Source organism: Flavobacterium sp. Leaf359, assembly GCF_001423985.1.
Taxonomy (GTDB): domain Bacteria; phylum Bacteroidota; class Bacteroidia; order Flavobacteriales; family Flavobacteriaceae; genus Flavobacterium; species Flavobacterium lindanitolerans.
Genome location: NZ_LMPW01000013.1, coordinates 313,168 through 313,407 on the forward strand (window position 1 = coordinate 313,168; position 240 = coordinate 313,407).

The window sequence follows — 240 nt, forward strand, 5'->3', positions numbered from 1 at the left end:
CATAAAATCAGCAAAAATCTTTTCAAGAAATTGTTGATAACTAATTTTTTAAAAGAATTTATGGATTGTAATGGTTTGAATTCTAGCGTGTTATTTTTGATGTTAAATAAGTGTTATTTTTTAAGCTTATCAACAATCAAACGGGCCGTTTTCTCGCTTGCGCCAATACCTCCCAGCTTTTTTTCAAGAATTTCATAATCCTGCAAAAGCTTTTCCCTTTGGCTGGTTTCTAAAATTTTA

The 240-nt window shown here is 30.0% G+C and carries 1 pseudogene; it reads right to left on the minus strand.

Annotated features, from left to right (window positions below):
* Positions 1 to 113 precede the first annotated feature (113 nt).
* Positions 114 to 240: pseudogene (locus tag ASG38_RS18305) on the minus strand (lipid-A-disaccharide synthase); the annotation flags it as partial.